General features: G+C 32.0%; 18 protein-coding genes. 4 read left to right on the top strand and 14 right to left on the bottom strand.

Going from position 1 to position 18,935, the window contains the following annotated elements:
- Nucleotides 1–165: 165 nt before the first annotated feature.
- The 14 genes from QZZ53_RS08820 to QZZ53_RS08885 form a co-directional block, all read right to left on the bottom strand.
- Nucleotides 166–402, bottom strand: a complete 237-nt coding sequence (locus tag QZZ53_RS08820) for a DUF6095 family protein (RefSeq protein WP_365940482.1) — start codon at nt 400–402, stop codon at nt 166–168.
- The gene (gene murQ / locus QZZ53_RS08825) at nt 386–1,204 is read right to left on the bottom strand and encodes an N-acetylmuramic acid 6-phosphate etherase (RefSeq protein ID WP_296383698.1); all 819 of its coding nucleotides are present in this window, start codon (nt 1,202–1,204) and stop codon (nt 386–388) included. Before murQ ends, QZZ53_RS08820 begins: the two co-directional genes overlap by 17 nt.
- 128 nt (nt 1,205–1,332) lie before the next feature.
- Nucleotides 1,333–2,199: a DUF4249 domain-containing protein gene (locus QZZ53_RS08830; protein WP_296383700.1), complete on the bottom strand. Its 867-nt coding sequence runs from the start codon at nt 2,197–2,199 to the stop codon at nt 1,333–1,335.
- 3 nt (nt 2,200–2,202) lie between these two features.
- On the bottom strand, nt 2,203–4,578 hold the full coding sequence (locus tag QZZ53_RS08835) for a TonB-dependent receptor (protein ID WP_296383702.1): 2,376 nt from the start codon (nt 4,576–4,578) through the stop codon (nt 2,203–2,205).
- Between the two features lie 134 nt (nt 4,579–4,712).
- Nucleotides 4,713–6,935 carry an NADP-dependent isocitrate dehydrogenase gene (locus QZZ53_RS08840; RefSeq protein ID WP_296383705.1) on the bottom strand — a complete coding sequence of 741 codons (2,223 nt, stop codon included), beginning with the start codon at nt 6,933–6,935 and terminating at the stop codon, nt 4,713–4,715.
- A 148-nt stretch (nt 6,936–7,083) separates the two neighbouring features.
- Complete coding sequence (locus QZZ53_RS08845; RefSeq protein WP_365940483.1) at nt 7,084–7,740, bottom strand: pentapeptide repeat-containing protein; 657 nt, start codon at nt 7,738–7,740, stop codon at nt 7,084–7,086.
- Between the two features lie 638 nt (nt 7,741–8,378).
- Complete coding sequence (gene rplS / locus QZZ53_RS08850) at nt 8,379–8,729, bottom strand: 50S ribosomal protein L19 (protein ID WP_296383707.1); 351 nt, start codon at nt 8,727–8,729, stop codon at nt 8,379–8,381.
- A gap of 122 nt (nt 8,730–8,851) precedes the next feature.
- Nucleotides 8,852–9,529: a tRNA (guanosine(37)-N1)-methyltransferase TrmD gene (gene trmD, locus QZZ53_RS08855; protein ID WP_296383709.1), complete on the bottom strand. Its 678-nt coding sequence runs from the start codon at nt 9,527–9,529 to the stop codon at nt 8,852–8,854.
- 200 nt (nt 9,530–9,729) lie between these two features.
- On the bottom strand, nt 9,730–10,167 hold the full coding sequence (locus QZZ53_RS08860; RefSeq protein ID WP_296383711.1) for a GNAT family N-acetyltransferase: 438 nt from the start codon (nt 10,165–10,167) through the stop codon (nt 9,730–9,732).
- A gap of 53 nt (nt 10,168–10,220) precedes the next feature.
- The gene (locus QZZ53_RS08865) at nt 10,221–10,844 is read right to left on the bottom strand and encodes a tRNA (guanine-N1)-methyltransferase (RefSeq protein WP_296383713.1); all 624 of its coding nucleotides are present in this window, start codon (nt 10,842–10,844) and stop codon (nt 10,221–10,223) included.
- Nucleotides 10,845–10,977: 133 nt separating this feature from the next.
- Nucleotides 10,978–11,718, bottom strand: coding sequence for a hypothetical protein (locus tag QZZ53_RS08870; protein ID WP_296383715.1), 741 nt, complete (start codon nt 11,716–11,718; stop codon nt 10,978–10,980).
- A 4-nt stretch (nt 11,719–11,722) separates the two neighbouring features.
- Nucleotides 11,723–12,235 (bottom strand): hypothetical protein, encoded by a 513-nt coding sequence (locus tag QZZ53_RS08875; protein ID WP_296383717.1) that lies wholly within the window; start codon nt 12,233–12,235, stop codon nt 11,723–11,725.
- A 181-nt stretch (nt 12,236–12,416) separates the two neighbouring features.
- On the bottom strand, nt 12,417–13,865 hold the full coding sequence (locus tag QZZ53_RS08880; protein WP_296383719.1) for a glyceraldehyde-3-phosphate dehydrogenase: 1,449 nt from the start codon (nt 13,863–13,865) through the stop codon (nt 12,417–12,419).
- Between the two features lie 138 nt (nt 13,866–14,003).
- Complete coding sequence (locus QZZ53_RS08885) at nt 14,004–15,413, bottom strand: trypsin-like peptidase domain-containing protein (RefSeq protein ID WP_296383721.1); 1,410 nt, start codon at nt 15,411–15,413, stop codon at nt 14,004–14,006.
- A gap of 171 nt (nt 15,414–15,584) precedes the next feature.
- On the opposite strand from QZZ53_RS08885, the gene dapF reads away from it, so the two are divergent.
- From dapF to QZZ53_RS08905, 4 genes are read left to right on the top strand one after another with little or no spacing between them, the layout of a single operon-like run.
- A complete protein-coding gene (gene dapF, locus QZZ53_RS08890; protein ID WP_296383722.1) occupies nt 15,585–16,364 on the top strand; it encodes a diaminopimelate epimerase in 780 nt (259 codons plus the stop codon).
- Complete coding sequence (locus QZZ53_RS08895) at nt 16,358–16,882, top strand: GNAT family N-acetyltransferase (protein ID WP_296383725.1); 525 nt, start codon at nt 16,358–16,360, stop codon at nt 16,880–16,882. The genes dapF and QZZ53_RS08895 overlap by 7 nt, the downstream gene beginning before the upstream one ends.
- A 2-nt stretch (nt 16,883–16,884) precedes the next feature.
- Nucleotides 16,885–17,928 carry an endolytic transglycosylase MltG gene (gene mltG / locus QZZ53_RS08900; protein WP_296383726.1) on the top strand — a complete coding sequence of 348 codons (1,044 nt, stop codon included), beginning with the start codon at nt 16,885–16,887 and terminating at the stop codon, nt 17,926–17,928.
- 3 nt (nt 17,929–17,931) lie between these two features.
- Entirely contained in the window at nt 17,932–18,831 is a 900-nt protein-coding gene (locus QZZ53_RS08905) for a DUF2279 domain-containing protein (protein WP_296383728.1), read from the top strand.
- Nucleotides 18,832–18,935 lie beyond the last annotated feature (104 nt).

Below are 18,935 nucleotides of genomic sequence, written 5' to 3' on the forward strand. Positions count from 1 at the left end.
GGAAGAGTAGGTCGCCGCCTTTTTTGTACCAACATTGTTGGTATTAACCAAAACCCTTACTAGATTAACTAGTAAGGGTTTTTTCGTTTTTATGATGTTTTTATGTGTGAATAAGACAGAATTTTTATTAAGCTTCAATGTATTAGGATAAGTGATGAAGTGGAATTATTTTTTTTTGAAAATGCTATTGAGGATAGTATTAATACCAATAAATAAAAATGAAATGGCTAATATGCATAGTAGAATAGACAATATAAGTAAAGGGATGTAAAGCGACTTATCTTTATTATCTAATGTTAGGTGTAGTAATGTAGGACCTACAAACATTAGGATAAGACAAATTCCCATTTGTTTTAGACCTTTAGTTAAAATATCTTTATCTGTTTTATTGTTTTCGTCCATGTGCTGCTATACTTTTTCTTACGCTTTTATGAATAGATAGTAATTGAGTTGCTTCCACTTTTGAAACCTTCAATTGATCCATAATCATTTTTACACCTCTATTAACTAACTTATCATTGCTTAATTGCATATCTACCATCTTGTTTCCTTTTACTTTACCTAGTTGAATCATAGATGTGGTAGTAATCATGTTAAGAACGAGTTTTTGTGCAGTACCAGCTTTCATTCTTGAGCTACCAGTTAAAAATTCTGGACCAACTACAATTTCTATTGGATATTGAGTTATTAAAGCTAAGGGACTTCCTTGATTACAGGTAATACAACCCGTTAGTATATTTTGTTTATTACACTTTTCCAATGTACTTATTACATATGGTGTTGTTCCTGACGCAGCAATACCTATGACAGCATCTTTGCTTGAAATGTTGAACCCTTCTAAATCTTCCCAACCTTGTGTTGTTGAGTCTTCAGCGTTCTCTACTGCTTTTCTTATCGCCATATCTCCACCCGCAATTAATCCGATAACTAAATCATGAGATACACCAAATGTAGGTGGACACTCTGAGGCATCTAGTATACCTAATCTACCACTTGTTCCAGCACCAATATAAAACAGACGGCCTCCGTTTTTTAATTTAATAACTACTTGCTCTATGAGTGATTCAATTTGAGGCAACGCTTTTTCTACAGCCAAAGGAACCGTTTTATCCTCATTATTGATAATAGTGGTAATCTCACTAATAGACATCTTTTCGAGATTATTGTAATGAGAATCTAGTTCTGTAGTCTTAGTAAATGTCATGCTTTAAAGGTAAGGAATAAATTTGGCAGATGGGTGCGTTAGCGATAGAAACGACATCCTTGTTTATGGTCTAAACTATAAACAAGATAAAGAGAATAGCGCGAGCCTTGGGTAACGCCAAAATAAAATTATTCAATCGTGTAAACAATTTCATCGACCTCAGAGAGTCTGAAATATCCAAATGGATAATTACTTGGATTGGTTTCGTTAATGCAATTTCCTCTTACGGTTGCAGGCTGGGCTTCGAATGGTCCACCACCATCTTCACTTCCTTGCTGTAATAGAATAAACATAAACTCGTAAAACCGCTCAGAAATTCCATAATTTCTAATAGTAACCTCATTTCCAGATTCTAAATCTTCCTCAGTATAAAACCCAAATATTTGATTGCCATCTGTGAATTGATCGTCGTAAACCTCTAAGGTAGGAATTACTGGAATATCACTAATAAACTCAAAGAAATAATAATTTTCTATGTTTGCCGGATCTGTATAATATACTTTTAGTTCAATCTCATCTCCAGTAAAACCACCTTCATTATTTTGTTCTATAAAATCTATTGAAGATACTGATTTTAATGTCTCAGTTGCAGTGTATACTTCCCCTTCATAATTGATATTAAGAGAATATGTTTCGTTAATAACCGGAGTAAAATTACTATTTCTGTATATGCCTGTACTTCCATTTTCAATAAAAATAAACACATTACTATTTGTGTCCATAATTTCTATAGTAGCACCATTTGCTGGTGGGATTGTTTCATCAAAGAATGGAGCAGATAATGACAGTTTTATACATTGCTCATTTCCTGAAGTATTTTTGTACCAATTAATAGATGCTTCTATAACTAAACGAGGTTCAGCTTCATTGAGGTCTATATCTACAACGTCTTCACAATTGTAACAAAGACAAAACAAAAGAACGATGTATATTATTTTTTTGCTCACACTATTTTTAAGGCTAAGATGTTCTTGGAAATTCCCTGAATTTTTCATGAATTAAAATTTAAAGTTATAAGAAACTGAAGGAACTATACCAAAAATTGCTAGTCTAACAGCTTCATTAGAACCAGACATTCTATTCTCTCTAAATGAGATATTTGCCGCATTTCTACGGTTATAAATATTATAAATTCCGAAAACCCATTGACCTTTAAATTTCTTGGCGTTATCTGGTTTTGGATTATAGTTTACTGCTAAATCTAGACGATGGTATGAGGGTAATCTACTAGAATTGCGTGCTTCAAAACTAGGAATAACAATACCGTTATATTGATATTGTCCATTCGGAAATGTTGCTGGTTGTCCAGTTTGAAATAAAAAATTAGAACTAAATGACCATTTTTTATTTAATTCATAACTTCCAGTTAATGAAATATCATGCGTTTTATCAAAGGCAGTGTTATACCATTCACCATTATTGATTCCTGATTCTGTTGCTGTTCTTCCTTGTGTTCTTTGCTCTGATTTTGATAATGTATAGGCTAACCAACCTTTTAACTTACCTTCATTTTTTCTTAAAAGTACTTCTAATCCATAGGCTTTGGCTTCACCATTTAGTATGACTTGCTCAATAGCATTGTTTGCGATTAAATCTGCACCATCTATATAGTCAATTCGGTTTTGAATAGTTTTATAAAAGCTTTCTATTTCTAAAGAGAATTCATTGTTTTTAAAAGTTTTAAAATAACCAACTGCAACTTGATCCAAAAGCTGTGGTTTCACATATTTCCCACTTGGAGTCCATACATCTAACGGAGTAGGTGAACTTGTATTAGATAAAAGATGTAAATACTGACTCATACGATTATAACTTGCCTTTAGTGAGGAGTTGTTATTGAGTTGATATGCAATAGCTATTCTAGGTTCTATATTTGCAAAGGACTCAATGACATCACTTTTATTAAAATTTTCAGTTCCAATTGGATTTGATTTTTCATAGATGCCAAGTTCTTCATTAAATAGTAAAGGGTTATTATTTTCGTAGATGTTTAATTCGTCTTGCCCTAAACGATGAAATGTACTAAAACGAGCACCATAACTAACCGATAATTTATTACTCAATTTATGTTCGGCGTCAATATAAATTGCATTTTCAAACGCATATTTATCTATTAGTTTAAAAGGATTAATTCCAGAACTTTCCGTTGTAGGATTAATTTCTCCAGGATTAAACTTATAATAGATACTATTTAAACCATACTCTAGTTTGAAATTATTATTGATATAATGTTTAAAATCATATTTAAGATTGAAGTTTCTTATTCCAGATTCCCAATCGAATTCTACGAAGTTTAATTTTAGGCCATAGTAGTAATCTGAATATATTAATGACAAATTAGAAAAGAGTTTATCTGAGAATAAATGATTCCATCTAAAATTTACGACTGTATTGCCATAGGTGTTTTCAAAGGTGTCTGCTATTTCAAATACATCACGACCAAAATAACCTGAAAGGAAAATACTATTCTTATCATTTAGTCTATAACTTAGTTTGGTGTTGAGATCATAGAAATATGCCACATTATCTAAATCGAAAAGAGGCAAGAACAAATGTGCATAACTGCTTCGACCACCTAATAGAAAAGAACCTTTGTCTTTTTTAATTGGACCTTCTGCAAGTAAACGACTAGAGATTAGTCCAATACCTCCATTCATATGAAACTCTCTACTATTTCCTTCTTTCTGATAAATATCGAGTACAGAAGATACACGACCACCATACTTTGCAGGAATCCCACCTTTGTATAGCTTAATGTCTTTAATAGCGTCAGGATTGAATACAGAGAAAAAACCAAATAAGTGAGAAGAATTAAAAATCGTCGCCTCGTCCAAAAGTATTAAATTCTGATCTGCTGCACCACCTCTTACATTAAAGCCAGATGATCCTTCACCAGCATTGGTTACACCAGGAAGAAGCGTTATAGATTTAATAATATCTACCTCTCCTAAAATTACTGGCATATTCTTTATCGTTTTAATCGATAAAGCGTTGACACTCATTTGTGGTTTTTTGATGTTTAGTTTTTCAACATCTTCAGTTATAACAACTTCATCAAGGCTTTCCGCAGATTCAACAAGCTTAAAATTCTTGGACACATCGGAATTCAACTCAATTGTTTCTGAAATCGTTGTGTAACCTAAATAACTAATTAGAATCTTATAATTGCCAGAAGGCAAGGTAATAGAGTAGAAGCCATATTCATTGGTTGTGGTACCAGATTGAATCTCTGGTATTATAATATTAACACCAATTAATGTCTCGTTACTCTGGTTATCAGTAATGGTTCCGCTTAGTGTAAATTTTTCTTGAGCGTGAAAAAATAAAGGACATAATAAAAAAAAGAGTAGAATTCTTTTAATATATATGATCATAGTTTATGATTGATGTTTAATATATAGACGTGTAAAAATTTAAAAAGGTTGCTTTACAAGCTAAAATTAATTCAAAAGAATAAAAAAAGCTCCCGTAAAGAAGCTTTTAACATAACCTTAATTCTTAGCCTTTATTAATTTAAAATAGTATTTAATAAAGTGCTAGGTCGCATTGCATTGCTAACTAAATTTTCACTTGGTAAATAGTATCCTTCAATATTAACAGTTGCATCTTGGCAATCTATAAGTTCTTTAATAATAGCATCTTCATTAGAAGATAAAGTATTGTGAATACTTGAGAATTCAGATTTTAAATCTACATCTTTATCTTGTTTTGCTAATGCTTCAGCCCAATACAATGCTAAGTAAAAATGACTTCCTCTGTTGTCTAGTTCATTTACTTTTCTTGAAGGTCCTTTTTTGTTTTCTAATAATTTATCAGAAGCATCATCTAAAGCTTCTCCTAAAATTCTTGCTTTCTCATTACTATTAACTTCGGCAAAATGTTCGAGTGATACTGCTAAAGCTAAAAACTCACCTAAAGAATCCCAACGCAAATGATTTTCTTCAACAAATTGCTGAACATGTTTTGGTGCAGATCCACCAGCTCCTGTTTCAAATAATCCACCACCATTCATTAATGGAACGATTGATAACATTTTTGCACTTGTACCAACTTCTAAGATTGGGAATAAATCGGTTAGGTAATCTCTTAGAACATTTCCTGTAACAGAAATTGTGTCTTTACCATCTTTAATGCGATCTAATGTAAAATTAGTCGCTTTGATAGGAGATAAGATTCTAATATCTAAACCAGAAGTGTCATGGTTTGGAAGGTATTGATTCACCTTTTTTATCAATTCTGAATCATGAGCTCTATTTTTATCTAACCAGAATACTGCAGGAGTTTTAGAAGCTCTTGCTCTTGTTACTGCAAGTTTAATCCAATCTTGAATCGGAGCATCTTTAACCTGGCACATTCTCCAGATATCACCAGCTTCAACTTTATGACTTGTTAAAACTAAACCTGAAGCATCTTCTATAACTTCAACTTTTCCTTTTGAAGCAATTTCAAATGTTTTATCGTGCGAACCGTATTCTTCAGCTTTTTGAGCCATAAGTCCTACATTAGGAACCGTTCCCATAGTTGTAGGATCGAATGCACCATGTTTCTTACAAAAATCTATTGTAGCTATATAAACACCAGCATAACTACTATCTGGAATTACCGCTTTTGTATCTTGTAGTTTGCCTTCAGCATTCCACATTTGCCCAGAAGTTCTAATCATTGCTGGCATAGAGGCATCAATAATAACATCACTAGGTACATGAAGATTGGTAATCCCTCTGTCAGAATTTACCATCGCTAAATCCGCACTATGATGTAGAGCATACCTAATATCGTCTCTTATTTCGTTATGTTCATCATCAGGTAGTTCACTTAGTTTTTCAAGTAAATTTCCAAAACCATTATTAACATCCACTCCAATTTTCTCGAATGTTTTACCGTGTTTTTCAAATAAATGTTTGAAGAAAATACGTACAGCATGGCCAAAAATAATAGGGTCAGAAACTTTCATCATTGTTGCTTTCATGTGCAACGAAAACAATACGCTTTTATCTAAAGCATCTTCAACTTGTTCTTCTAAAAATTCTATTAAAGCAGCTTTGCTCATTACCGTTGCATCGATAATTTCACCCTTTAATAAACCTAAACTGTCTTTTAATGTGGTTTGATTTCCTTTACTATCTGTATACACAATTTTTACAGTGGTAGCATCAGAAAGCGTTACCGACTTTTCATTATGAGCAAAATCGCCATGCGACATAGTAGCTACGTGAGTTTTGGAATCTGATGACCATGCTCCCATACTATGAGGATTTTTCCTAGCATAGTTTTTAACGGCTTTTGGTGCACGTCGATCAGAATTCCCCTCTCTTAAAACTGGATTTACAGCACTTCCTTTAATTTTATCGTAACGCGACTTCACATCTTTTTCTTCATCTGTTTTTGGATCTTCAGGATAATCAGGCAACTTATAACCTTTAGCTTGTAATTCTTCTATCGCATCTGTAAGTTGTGGTATAGAAGCACTAATATTTGGTAATTTAATAATATTAGCTTCAGGTTGTTTTGCTAATTCGCCTAGCTCAGCTAAGGCATCAATTACTTTTTGATCTTCTGTTAAGTGATCTGAAAATGCAGCTAAAATCCTTGCTGCTAATGATATATCTTTAGTTTCTATGGTAATACCTGAAGACTTAGTAAATGCCTTAACAATTGGTAAAAATGAACGTGTTGCTAAAGCTGGCGCTTCGTCAGTTTTTGTATAAACAATCTTTGCTGTTTTTGTCATAGGTCGTTAAAATAATAGTGTTGAATAGTTGCTTATTTTTAAGCTGAACAAATATACAAAAAGGATAGTGTTTTGTTAGTATTGGATTGACAGTAAAACACCTAATATTTTAAGAAAATGATAATAAAAAACAAGTGTAATTAGAATGTTACTTTATTTTAATATTAAAGGAACTGAGCAGCCCAAAACAGTTGTCTTTAGAGAAAACTGCGTTTTTCATTTGATTACTTGAAGGGTTTATAGAAAAATTATAGGCTGTTAAAAAATCTGCGTTTTCGAGAATAGTGGAATCGAAAATAGAATCCTTTAAATCACAGTTAGAAAACACTGTATTTTTGACTTCCGTTTCTGTAAAATCTACCTGATGCATTTTACAGTTTGAAAATTTTGTACTGTTGATTTTTAATTGATAGAAGGAGCTGAGATTAAGAGTGCAATTTGTAAAGCTAAATGCTAGTAAAAAATCATTACAATTTTGAAATAAAATACCAACTAATTTACAGCCATTAAATGTAACATCATTAAAAGTGGTATGCATTAAATTAGTATTGCTAAGATTACAATCTATAAATACACATTCTAAAAAGGAACTATTTGAAAGGTTCGAATTTTCGAAATTGCAATTGGTAAAAGTACAGTCGCTATATTCTCCTTTAGAGAGCATATCTATAGTATAATTCTGATTTTTGAAATTTAGATTGTCTATAAGTGGAAGGTTCATTTTACAAGAATACAAAATTGCGATAGGTCCTGAAAACAAATCTAGGATGACAAAATTAAAAGTATTGTAAAAGTAAAAAGCCATTTCACTACAGATAAATCTGTCTTGATATGGCTTTTATAGAAACAGTACTTACGTGACTTATTTAGTTTTCACTAACTCGGCTGTACGATTTTCATCATCATCCTTTTCAGTTCAAGCGTTGCTGCTTCGATGAAACGTTTCATACCTTTCAAAATGTATTGACCTGATATTACTATGTTTCTTAAGCTTGCTTTTCTTGATGTTTTTTTCTTTATCATTCACTTGCGTGTTTAATACTCCTAAAAACATTGCTCATCCTTTTCGTGTTCACTTTCGATTCCATTACTTCTTCAAAGCTTTTCACTTTATACTTATAACCTACAATGCATGTTATAATTATTCAGCTTCTTAATTAGCTTACCAACACTTGCTTACACAAGCGGTTTGCCAACCTCAAAAAACAATCTCATTAAATAAAGAACGTTACTCTATCAACAGTTAACACAAATTCAAAATTACTTTTAAAACCAAACTAGGTTTGTTGTTAATTGTTCAGCTAATTTATATTATAATTACGAAAAAATAATGTTTTTAACAGATTAGATATCAACATCTTATAAACCGTACTTATTAACAAAAGTTCATAAACAAAAAAAGCCCTCAATAATGAGAGCTTTCTTTGTGTTATGTAAGTTGAATTATCTTCTAACTTCTTTGATTCTTGCTTTCTTACCTGTAAGACCTCTAAAGTAGAATATTCTAGCTCTACGTACTTTTCCACGTTTGTTAACTTCAACTTTCTGTAAAGCTGGTAAATTAACTGGGAAGATACGCTCTACACCAATAATCCCTGACATTTTACGGATTGTGAAAGTTTCTGAAGTTCCTGTTCCTTTACGTTGTAATACTACACCTTTAAAGAACTGTGTACGTGTCTTGTTTCCCTCTTTAATTTCGTAATACACAGTGATTGTATCACCAGCACTAAATTCTGGAAAGTCTTTACGGGTTACAAATTCGTCTTGTACAAATTTTACTAAAGAATTCATTTTGTTTTATTTATAATGGTTGTTCCAAATCAACATTCGCGATTCTCGCCAGAGGTTAATCCAAAATTGGGTGCAAAGATAATTAAAAAGTTAAAAGTAGAAAGCTAAAAGTGAAAAGTTTTTTACTCGTCTAAAAGGTCTGGTCGTCGTTCCTCTGTTCTCTTATAGGCTTGTTCTTCACGCCATTTTTCAATTTTTGGGAAGTTGCCACTAAATAAAACTTCAGGTACTTTTAGTCCTTTATATTCTCTTGGTCTTGTATAAATTGGTGGTGCCAACAAATCATCTTGAAACGAATCCGTTAAAGCAGAAGTCTCATTGCCTAAGACACCTGGTATTAATCGTATCACTGCATCACAAAGAACAGCAGCTCCAAGTTCTCCACCAGATAAGACATAATCTCCAATAGAAATCTCTTTTGTAATGAATAGATCTCTAACGCGTTCATCAACTCCTTTATAGTGTCCGCAAAGAATTATAATGTTTTCCTTTAATGAAATATGATTAGCAATGCCTTGATTAAGTTGCTCACCATCTGGTGTCATATATATGATTTCGTCGTAACTACGCTCTGCTTGTAGTTTAGAAATGCATTTATCTATAGGTTCTATCATCATTACCATACCAGCGCCACCACCAAACTGTGTATCGTCAATGGCTTTATAATTACCAGTAGTATAATCTCTTAAATTATGAAAGTGAACTTCTACCAAACCTGCTTCTATAGCACGTTTTAAAATTGAAGCTTCAAACGGGCTTTTTAAAAGTTCTGGTAATACAGTTATAATATCTATACGCATAAGAATTCTAAATAGAGTGCAAAGGTAGGTTTAATTGCAATAATTTTTGGAATGTATTTTTTGGAAGTTTATTTAATGGCTCGCGGATATAAAAGCGTTTCAATGTTTAATATACAACGTTACTGAAACAAGTTCATCACACGTAAACGAAGTTAGACTTTTAAATTTAGAAAGTCAAGTAGTCATAACGCTCTAAATGTCTATTGTGTCGTCCAAAAAAACTGCAAATCAGTATCTCTCTCAAAACCTAAGCGTTCATATAAATACTGTGCTGGATTGTCTAAAGCGGTTTGTATGGCTAAGCCTTTATTGTTTTCAGAAACACAAAGTAGTTTTGCTTTTTCTATTAATGCTTCACCAACACCTTGTCCTCTATAATTTGCATCTACAAACAAATCATTTAGTAAATACATAGGTTGCATAGAAACGGAAGAGTGTAGTGGATAGAGCTGTGTGAAACCAACAGCTTTATCCTTGCTATATGCTATGAAAATTATAGAGTCTTTGTCTTTAAATCGTTCTATCAAAAATTGACGTGCTCCTTCAGTATCAGAATGTTGTTTGTAAAAAACTCTATAGCCATCAAACAATGGAATTATATCTTCTAAGTGATCTATATGTGCTTTGATTATAATCATAAAAAAATCCGCAATTAAAATTACGGATTTAAATTTTTATTAGAGAAAGCCTTTTAAGACTTCTGCTTATTCAATTCGTCTTGTAATTGACGTCTTACTTTTTGTTCGCGTTCTAAAGCACCTCTTCTGTGTTCCTCAAATTCTGTCTCTACTTCTTCTAGTTTATGTTTTGCATCTCTAGTTGAAGAATTACTTCCTTTAAATTTAAAGATGAAGAACAATAAGAAGGCTAGTAGCGCAGCAATAATAGACCACATAATTACGTTATAATTGGTTTTACTGGTTTGCATACCTAACAAAGTCATATTGTTTTTTTCAGAATTGGTTAGGTCTAGATTGCTTTGAGTATTTCCAAGTTTAGCTTTTAAATCTTCTATTTCTTTTGCTTGGTTACCAACAACCTTTTCAGAATTCTCTAATTTAGCATACGTAGTTTTTAAAGAATCTAATACATGTGCTTTTAGAGTTATAAGTGAGCTGTATTTGACAGCTTCGTACTTTTGTCCTTTAGTGCCTTTAAAATTACCAGATTTTTTAAATATATATTCAAACTGGCTGTCAATAGTGCCACTATTTAATGAAAGAATTTCATTTTCTTGGTTTGAGGCTTGTGCATTCGTAGTTTGAAAACTAAGCGTAATTACTATGATTACAGCTAATTTAGTTAAGAATTTCATCCTTAATTTAATTTTTGGTTAGGTTAATTAATTGGTTGCCAAGATAATAATTTTATATGCATTACATAAATAATTACTAAACAAATAGCCTCTCATAATTGAGAGGCTATTTATATACGTCAGAAATTTAAGCTTAGATGTTTATGGTGCTTAAATGAGACATATTTGTAATATTATTACTGTCTAAACTATATTGATACAATCCGTTTTCTCCAATTAAAACGAGAATGCCATTATTAATAATAACATCAAAAGCATTTACGTCTATAGATGTAACTAATTGAGAATCTTCAGGATTTGAGACATCAAATACTTTTACTTCATCATCACAAACAATTAAGTAGTTGTTATAAAGTCCAAGACCTATTGGCTGTGTTAAATTTCGAGATGAAATCAGTACTGGATTATTAATCTCGGTAACATCATAAATTTCTAAGACATTGAGGTCTGCTCCACAAAACGTATTGGTATGCAAAGTAACAAAAGCATGTGTTTCATTTGCTACAACGGGATCGCAAGCTGTAAAATGTTGCACGTCCGAAATGTAAGCAGGTTCCTCCGCATTATCGATGTTATAAATAAACATACCTTCTCTAGAACCTATATATAAATAGTTTTTGTAATTGAAAAGTGTTTCTATATTAAAGCCTATCGGAACCGTATTTACCTGAACAGGTTCCTCTCTATTGACAATACTAAATACATTAAGGTTTGAATCATCTACAACATAGAGATAATCTACATAGAGTGCAAATCTCGCTAGCGAACCTCCTTGACCTGTCTCAGAAAATGCTGAAGAATCATTAGAATTACTGTCTGAACTGCAGTTGATAAGAAGTAAAGCTATAATTATGATTGAATATATTTTTCGCATAGACTTAGTTTATAGGGTTCCAATTAACGATAATATCATCCGCTTCTAGATTGTAATAAGATTGTCCTTCTGGAGACCATATTTGAGGAAATACATTCTCTAAGCGTTTTGTAATAGTTAGTGTTTCTGAAGTTTCATCAATTGTAAAAGCAATTAAGTCGGTTGCATTATTTGCATAGAGTACATTTTCCTTAATGCTTAAATCGGAAGACCCTAAGACCTTAATGAAACCAATATTTTGAGGATTAGAAGGATCACTATTATTTATAAGGTGAAAACCTTGATTGATTTCATTGACAAAAATAAAATTGTCTTTCACATAAATTTTTCCTGAATTTTCAATGACTCTTGGAATGTTTTCTAAACTAGTAGAAGTCTCAAAAGCATCTCGTTTCATAATAACTGGTTCATAGTTGTTCCCAATTGGTGGTTCATCATCGCCTCCTCCTCCAAAAGGGAAACAACTTTGAAATAAAAGGGCAGTTACTGCAAATAGCAAGATATACGTTTTTTTCATAATGAAGGATTGGTTTTTTTATAGATGCAAAAACATCAAAAGGGTTGCGTTAAATACCAACTGAATTTCAAAATAAAATAGAATTCAAATTTATTATCAATCATTTTAAAATTCATTTAGGTATAAACAAAAAAAATCTTGCCGTTAGACAAGATTTTTTCTTTTTCCTTTTTCAAGAGTTCTAATAGTAAGCATAGCGTCTTACCTTAGAGATATATTTTGCCAATCTTATTACTTGATGGCTATAACCATATTCATTATCATACCATATATATAATATGGCATTTTTACCATCTGTTCTTACAATAGTAGCTTTACTATCATAGATTGATGGAGCAGAGCTACCAACGATATCACTAGATACCAATTCGTCACTCATTTCGTATTTAATTTGCTCAACTAAATTACCTTCTAGAGCATATTTCTTCATGATAGTGTTCATACTATCTATAGACGTTTTATTTTTTAGCTCTAAACTTAGAATTGCCAAAGAACCATTAGGTACTGGTACTCTAATAGCGTTAGACGTTAGTTTTCCTTCAAGAGATGGTAATGCCTTACTAACTGCTTTTCCTGCACCAGTTTCTGTAATTACCATATTTAAACCAGCTGCACGACCTCTTCTGTATTTACTGTGAAAGTTGTCAACTAAGTTCTGATCGTTAGTGTAAGCATGAATCGTTTCTAAATGACCGGTTTTAATTCCAAAAGAATCCTCAACGGCTTTTAAAATAGGAGTAATGGCATTTGTTGTACAAGATGCTGCAGAAAATATTTTTACCTTATCAGGATTGTGTTCTGTATGATTTACACCATGCACAATATTTGGGATACCTTTACCAGGAGCAGTCAATAAAACTTTATCAACTCCTTTTGCTTTTAAGTGCCTGCTTAATGCTTCTTTATCTCTAAAAGCACCTGTATTATCTATCACTAATGCATTTTTGATGCCGTACTTTGTATAATCGATATCTTCTGGAGCGTTAGCAGAAATGATATTAACAGTTGTTCCGTTGATAATTAATGCAGAGTTTTTTACATCAGTACTTACCATACCAGAAAAATCTCCATGCACAGAATCGTTTCTTAATAATGAAGCACGCTTTTCTAAAACAGTTTCATTAATAGCACCTCTAGTTACAATTGCTCTTAAACGCAGTTGGTTTCCATTTCCTGTACGTGTCATTAACTCACGAGCTACTAATCTACCAATTCTTCCAAAACCATAAAGAATAACATCTTTAGGTTCTATACTTTTATTGTCTTTTGCGTCACCTAGTTTTGCTGCAACAAAAGCTGTAGCATTACTGTGTTTCTGATCTTCTAAATGAAACTCGTAAGTTAATTTACCAATATCTAATTTAGCTGGTGGCAAGTTTAAAGCGCTAATTGCTTGTGCAATTTCAACAGAATCGAAAATAGAAATTGGTTTTTGCACAAATTCACCTGCATATTCGTGCAAGTTTAAAATTTCGCTTACATTTCTGTCGATTAATTGATTTCTAAATAAAACTAGTTCAATAGACTTATCGTACCATAAGTCACTAACAATTTTAATAAATTCTACAGTTGCTCTGCGACGATCAGCTTGAAACGCTAACTCTTTTTCGTAAGTGTCATTAAAACCCATTTGTTTTTGGTTTAGTGGTTTTTAGATTTGGCGCAAAAATACATATTTCAATCGTTTTCGTAACGCTTTTTGTCGAAAATAAAAACCCTTCAAAGAATAATTCTTTGAAGGGTCATTTTAATCTATTTTAATTGAATTTTATCTAAAATTGTAAACCACTTTTTCACCTTCTTTATTAATTACTTCAATTTGAAGCGGCTCATTTAAGTTTCTTGTTTTTAATGCATTTTGAGCATCATCAATAGAATACAGCTTTTTACCATTAATCCTGGTTAAAATACTTCCTTCTTCAACACCATTTTTATTCCAATACGGTTTGTAGTTTTTATCAAATTTTGAAATCTTTACACCATATTCAGCATTAAATTTATTTAATTCTTTTTTTGAAGCATTTTTCACAAAGCCAATTGTTTCAACAACATAGGTGGATGGCTTTAATAAGGTTACAGGTAAAATTTCTTCATCACCATCTCTAAGTAAGGTCACATTAACCACATCATCTGGGCTTTTAGTTTTTAGATAACCAGTTAAGTCAGAAAACTTATTGATTTCTAAACCATCAATCTTTCTAATAATATCTCCAGATTGTATTCCTGCTTTTTCAGCTCCAGTATCTTCTTGCACTTCACTAACGTAAAAACCTTCAGTAATATCTGTTCCTAATTCGTCTGCAGTTTTACTATTTAAAGCACCACCAACAACACCTAGAATACCGTTTTGTACATTCCCATACTCCATAATATCATTTACGATTTTACGAGCAATATTACTTGGTACAGCAAATGAATATCCAATATAAGAACCAGTACGAGATGAAATAGCTGTATTAATACCAATTAAATCTCCATTGGTACTAACAAGTGCTCCTCCTGAGTTACCAGGATTTACAGCTGCATCTGTTTGAATAAATGATTGGTTATTTTGACCAGTTAGATCTCTAGATTTTGCACTAATAATACCAGCTGTGACTGTAGAATTTAAATTAAAGGGATTTCCAACAGCTAGAACCCATTCACCAATTTTTGCATTATCAGAATCACCGAAAGCCATAAAAGGTAGATCTTCTTCGGTTTCAATTTTTAAAAGTGCTATATCAGTGGATTCGTCGGCACCTATCAATTCTGCCATATAAGATTTGTTGTTATTTAATGTAATACTGATTTCGTTAGCATCACTAATAACATGATTGTTAGTTACAATGTAGCCTGTTGGAGAAATAATAACACCACTTCCTGTTCCCACTTGTGCACGTTGAGAGCTTCTACCGTAAAACAAATCTTGCATACTCATTGGTGAATTAACGATAGATGTATTTTTTACATGAACTACGGCATCTATTGATTTTTCTGCAGCTTCAACAAAATTTGGTGCAATAACCGAAGTACTATTTATAGTGTTAGAATTGCTTGTTGGAATATATATAGGGAAATCCGACGATTGTTCAACCGCTAATTGTTCGTTATTTTCTTCGATAAAAAGTTTGTATCCACCTAAGGTTAATAAGCCACCCAAAGCCGATACACATACTAATGTTATAATCTTCTTCATAATTTTTCAGATTTAAGTTTTACTATTTTATTAATTCAGTTCTAATTGCTAACGTTTAAAATTAGATAATTATTGAATTTAAAATTTGTTTTAACTACTATTTAACGTCAACTTTAACGAGTATTTAACAAGTCAATTTACAGTGTATTATTCTTATATTTGCCTATAATTATGACAATGACATTTTATAAATATCAAGGCACAGGAAACGATTTTATTATTGTTGATAATCGTTTGCAGAAAATTGACAAAAATAATACTCAACGTATTGCAGAATTATGTGATCGACGTTTTGGTATAGGTGCAGATGGTTTTATCCTATTAGAAAATGATGAAAACTCAGATTTTAAAATGGTCTATTTTAATGCAGATGGCAATGAAAGTAGTATGTGTGGTAATGGAGGACGTTGTATTACAGCATTTGCAAAATTCTTAGGTATTATTGATAATTCTGCTCAGTTTATTGCGATTGATGGATTACATAATACTAAAATTGAAAAGGATATTGTACACCTTCAAATGCAAGATGTTTCTGTAGTTGAATCTTATGAAAATCATTCGTTTTTAGACACAGGTTCTCCGCATCATGTAGAGTTAGTTTCAGATTTAAAGACTTTTGAAGTGAAATCCACAGGGTCAAAGATTAGACATGGACAACCATATAATGAAGCAGGTAGCAATGTGAACTTTGTAGAACAAATCTCTGATGACAGTTTTGCAGTAAGAACATACGAACGAGGAGTAGAAGATGAGACACTTTCTTGTGGAACCGGAGTTACTGCAGTGGCTCTAGCTATGTATAAAAGTGAAAAAACGAAAAGTAATACTGTTAATTTGAAAACTGAAGGCGGTCAATTAAAGGTCACTTTCAATATTAATAAAAAAGGGTACAATAACATTTGGTTGATTGGACCAGCAACTCAAGTTTTTAAAGGCGAATTAGAATGGTAACATTAAAAGGTGAACATATCTATTTAAGAGCTTTAGAGCCTGAAGATTTAGATTTCGTTTACGACATTGAAAATGATACATCACTATGGGAATTGAGTGATACTCAAACACCATATTCAAGATTTTTGATAAAGCAATATCTCGAGAATGCACAGCAAGATATTTTTGAAGCCAAACAATTAAGATTAGCGATTTGTGATAAAAATGACAATACAATTGGTCTTATAGACGTTTTTGATTTTAATATTAAGAATAAACGTGCAGGTATTGGCATACTTATTAAAAGTGAGTCAGAAAGATATAAAGGCTATGGAAAGGAAGCTTTAGAACTTTTAGTGAATTATTGTTTTTCAACTTTACATTTGCACCAAGTTTATGCTAATATTTCTGAAAGAAATTTACCAAGCTTAAAGCTATTTGAAGGCAATGGCTTTAAAAAAATAGGATTAAAAAAAGATTGGAGTTTTGATGGCAATCAATACACCAACGAATATATATTACAACGTATTAACGATTAACTATGTACATTAAAAAAATTCTTTGGGCAGTAGCTCTAATTGGTCTTGTTATTTTTGGAGTTGTGGCTTACTATATTTATGGTGCTATGTTTCAGCCTAATACAGCTTTTAATAATGAGACTGCTTATATTTATGTTCCTAGTAATGCGAATTACGATCAGGTAAGGACACAGTTAGAGCCACTTTTAGATGATATAAATACTTTTGATGCTTTAGCAAGTCAAAAAAAATACACAAGCAATATTAAGGCTGGTCGTTTTGCTATTTCTAAAGGCATGAATAATAATGAAATTATTAATTCAATCCGAAGTAAAAACCTTCCCATTAAAATTGCTTTTAATAATCAAAATAATTTAGCTGATTTAGCAGGAAGAATAAGTACTCAAATTGAAGCAGATAGTTTGGCTTTACTTGAAGCTATGACTGACGAATCCTTCTTTAGTGAAAATGGATTCTCAAAAGCAACTGCGTTAGGAATGTACTTGCCAAACAGTTACGAATTCTTTTGGAATACTACAGATGAAGGGTTCAGAGATAAAATGCTGAAGGAATACAATCGGTTTTGGACAGAAAGCAGGAAAATTAAAGCTAAAAATTTGAAGCTTACTCCAAACGAAGTTATTACTTTGGCGTCTATAGTACATGAAGAGTCAAAGCAAGCCGATGAGCAACCAAGAGTTGCTGGTGTTTATCTAAATAGACTAAGAATTGGTATGCCTTTACAAGCTGACCCAACATTAAAATTTGCGGCATACCAATTGCCTAAGTATAAGAATACAGTAATAAGACGTGTTCTTAATATTCATAAGGAAATAGAGTCACCTTATAATACCTATAAGAATAGAGGTTTGCCACCAGGATTAATTGCAATGCCAGATTTATCAGCTGTAAAAGCAGTTCTTAACCCTGAAAAACATAATTATTTATATTTTGCAGCAGATGCAAAGCGAATAGGTTATCATAAATTCGCTAAAACACTAAGCCAGCACAATAATAATGCTCGCGAGTATCAAAGGTATTTATCGTCTCAAGGTATAAATAGGTAAGGTTTGAAGTGGCTCTATTTTTATATAGCCTTTTTGTTAGGTAGTATTCTTTACTCTCAATCTAAACTCAATCAGTTTTTAAAACCTAGTGATTCTCTAGATATATCACGTAGAAATGCTGTTGTAATAACTGAAACCTCTTTAGCTACATTAACTTTAGTTGGTCTAAATCAATTATGGTATGCAGATTATCCTCGCTCTAATTTTAAAACTATAAATGATAGTGAGGAATGGTTACAGATGGATAAATTGGGTCATGTGTTTTCTTCTTATCAATTAGGTAGTTTAGGTACCAACACATTAAATTGGGCTGGTGTTAGTGAAAAAGATCAATTGCTTTATGGTTCTACACTAGGTTTAGGATTTTTAACTGCTGTTGAAATCATGGATGGTTTTTCTGAAGAATGGGGATTTTCTTGGACAGACATGGCTGCCAATGCAGCTGGAACAGGATTGTATGTAGGTCAGGAGTTGTTATGGGACGAGCAGCGCATATTATTTAAATACTCATTCCATAGAACTCATTTTGCACAACAACGACCAGATAAATTGGGAAATGGTTTTTCTGAAGAATTCTTAAAAGATTATAATGGACAAACCTATTGGTTGAGCGCTAATATAAAATCGTTCTTAAAAACAGAAGGAATTCCAAATTGGTTGAATATAGCTTTTGGTTATGGAGCGGATGGTATGTTAACAGGAGAATCCAACGATCTATTGTTTTTAAATCAGAATAGAACACGGCAATATTACTTGAGTTTAGACATTGATTTAAGACGAATTAAAACAAATTCTCGCCTCCTAAAATCTGTTTTTAGCGTTTTAAACGTTATAAAAGTTCCTTTTCCAACATTAGAATTTAATAATAATGGTCGGATAAAACTGCACTATATCTACTTTTAAGTTAAAATTTTAACAGTTAAACAATTGATTTTCAGGGTTTAGAAAAATGTTGTATATTTGCACGCGCAATTAGTAAGGTAGTTTGGGGAAAATATTTTACTATT

This window comes from Winogradskyella sp. (genome assembly GCF_016744625.1).
GTDB lineage: Bacteria > Bacteroidota > Bacteroidia > Flavobacteriales > Flavobacteriaceae > Winogradskyella.

Excerpts from the sequence above, each read along its gene's own strand:
- QZZ53_RS08820 (WP_365940482.1), bottom strand. The coding sequence starts at position 402 with ATGGACGAAAACAATAAAACAGATAAAGATATTTTAACTAAAGGTCTA.
- murQ (WP_296383698.1), bottom strand. The coding sequence starts at position 1,204 with ATGACATTTACTAAGACTACAGAACTAGATTCTCATTACAATAATCTC.
- QZZ53_RS08830 (WP_296383700.1), bottom strand. The coding sequence starts at position 2,199 with ATGAAAAATTCAGGGAATTTCCAAGAACATCTTAGCCTTAAAAATAGT.
- QZZ53_RS08835 (WP_296383702.1), bottom strand. The coding sequence starts at position 4,578 with ATGATCATATATATTAAAAGAATTCTACTCTTTTTTTTATTATGTCCT.
- QZZ53_RS08840 (WP_296383705.1), bottom strand. The coding sequence starts at position 6,935 with ATGACAAAAACAGCAAAGATTGTTTATACAAAAACTGACGAAGCGCCA.
- QZZ53_RS08845 (WP_365940483.1), bottom strand. The coding sequence starts at position 7,740 with ATGGCTTTTTACTTTTACAATACTTTTAATTTTGTCATCCTAGATTTG.
- rplS (WP_296383707.1), bottom strand. The coding sequence starts at position 8,729 with ATGAATTCTTTAGTAAAATTTGTACAAGACGAATTTGTAACCCGTAAA.
- trmD (WP_296383709.1), bottom strand. The coding sequence starts at position 9,529 with ATGCGTATAGATATTATAACTGTATTACCAGAACTTTTAAAAAGCCCG.
- QZZ53_RS08860 (WP_296383711.1), bottom strand. The coding sequence starts at position 10,167 with ATGATTATAATCAAAGCACATATAGATCACTTAGAAGATATAATTCCA.
- QZZ53_RS08865 (WP_296383713.1), bottom strand. The coding sequence starts at position 10,844 with ATGAAATTCTTAACTAAATTAGCTGTAATCATAGTAATTACGCTTAGT.
- QZZ53_RS08870 (WP_296383715.1), bottom strand. The coding sequence starts at position 11,718 with ATGCGAAAAATATATTCAATCATAATTATAGCTTTACTTCTTATCAAC.
- QZZ53_RS08875 (WP_296383717.1), bottom strand. The coding sequence starts at position 12,235 with ATGAAAAAAACGTATATCTTGCTATTTGCAGTAACTGCCCTTTTATTT.
- QZZ53_RS08880 (WP_296383719.1), bottom strand. The coding sequence starts at position 13,865 with ATGGGTTTTAATGACACTTACGAAAAAGAGTTAGCGTTTCAAGCTGAT.
- QZZ53_RS08885 (WP_296383721.1), bottom strand. The coding sequence starts at position 15,413 with ATGAAGAAGATTATAACATTAGTATGTGTATCGGCTTTGGGTGGCTTA.
- dapF (WP_296383722.1), top strand. The coding sequence starts at position 15,585 with ATGACAATGACATTTTATAAATATCAAGGCACAGGAAACGATTTTATT.
- QZZ53_RS08895 (WP_296383725.1), top strand. The coding sequence starts at position 16,358 with ATGGTAACATTAAAAGGTGAACATATCTATTTAAGAGCTTTAGAGCCT.
- mltG (WP_296383726.1), top strand. The coding sequence starts at position 16,885 with ATGTACATTAAAAAAATTCTTTGGGCAGTAGCTCTAATTGGTCTTGTT.